Below are 1430 nucleotides of genomic sequence, written 5' to 3'. Positions count from 1 at the left end.
CGGCCGCCTCGGTCAGGCTGAACCCCGCCGCGACGGCCTCCACGGCGAGCTCCCTGGTCTCCAACGGGTACATGCGGACTCCAATCCGGACACCGGAGTGTCCAACTTTTTGTCCGCACCCCCTTTTTGCGTCGTAACGAAAGAAATCGACGATTTTCTTTCGTTACGGCTCGCTGGTTACAGCCACTGTTTGCGCTTGAAGACGATCAGCTCGATGGCCACGATCGTCAGCGACACGCCGATGACGGCGGGATAGCCCCCGCTCCAATCGAGTCCGGGCATGTTCGCGAAGTTCATGCCGAACCAGCTGGTGAGCAGCGTGAGCGGCGCGAACAGCGTGGTGATGACGGTGAAGAACCGCATGGTGTCGTTCTGCTTGAGGTCGATCTGCGTCTGGTACAGCTCGCGCAGCTGCAAGCTGTACTCCTTGAGCGTGAGCGAGCGCTTGAGCAGGCGCTCGGCCTGTCGCTCGAACACACGGAACAGACGCCCCTCCTCGTGGGTGAGCAGCTTGTTCTCGTTCTCGGCCAGGGCGCTGGCCATGTCGACGAGTTGTTGGTAGTACGTGTCGATGCGCAAGAGCTTGCGGCGAAATTCCAGCATCTGCCGATTCGCGCCGCTCATCCCGCGATCAATGATCGCCTCCTCCACGTCCTCCATGCGATCCTCGAGGTTGGCAAGGAACGTCAGGTCGTCTTTCACGAGCAGCTTCATGAACTCGAACAGGCAGTGCGCGACGGTGGGTTGCTTCACGTAGCCTTGTCGGGCGATGGCGGCAAGCATCCGCGCGCAGGTGTCGCCCTCGTCGAGGAACACAAGGTGCGATTCGTCCAGGTAGAACGCGAAGCAGAGGGGGTCGCACGAAAGGTGGGCCTTGTCCGGCACGGCGAACGAGCCGATGAGGCAGCGGGGAAGCACGTCGAGGTAGGTGTTCTCCACGGTTGCCAGGAAGCGCAGCGACTCCTGCGCGCTCGCGTCCGCGTAGCCCAAGGAAGCGAGCTCCTGCGACGTGAGCGCCTCGACCACCGGTCGGCCCGCGGGGACGTCCTCGCCCGCGGGGACGGGCTCGAGGCGGTTCGTCAGCACGTACGTGTGGGCCATGGCGCAGTTCTTTCGGACGGGGCGGTTCGACGCTGCCTCGCAGCTTAGCATGCGGCGTCCATCTTGCGTCCTTTCGTTGGAGGATCGTTGAAGGTGCTGGGGCTCGACGACTCTTTTCATCCTGATGGCAGAAAGGCGTATGCTTGACGTATTTGGCACAAAGGACACGGTGGCAAAATCATGCTTTTTGTCGGTATTTCTTCGAAAGGGGGTGCGGACAAAAAGTTGGACACTCCGGTGTCCGGATTGGAGTCCGCATGTACCCGTTGGAGACCAGGGAGCTCGCCGTGGAGGCCGTCGCGGCGGGGTTCAGCCTGACCGAGGCGGCC

Annotated in this window: 1 protein-coding gene; it reads right to left on the bottom strand. The window is 62.2% G+C overall.

Annotation, left to right across the window (positions count from 1 at the left end):
- Positions 1–177: 177 nt before the first annotated feature.
- Positions 178–1101, bottom strand: coding sequence for a magnesium transporter CorA family protein (locus C2L80_RS13460; protein ID WP_092198738.1), 924 nt, complete (start codon positions 1099–1101; stop codon positions 178–180).
- Positions 1102–1430: the final 329 nt, after the last annotated feature.

This window comes from Rubneribacter badeniensis (assembly GCF_002899695.1).
In the GTDB taxonomy this organism is placed as follows: domain Bacteria; phylum Actinomycetota; class Coriobacteriia; order Coriobacteriales; family Eggerthellaceae; genus Rubneribacter; species Rubneribacter badeniensis.
Note: the sequence above shows the minus strand (reverse complement) of the source record. Positions and strands in the feature narration are given on the sequence as shown.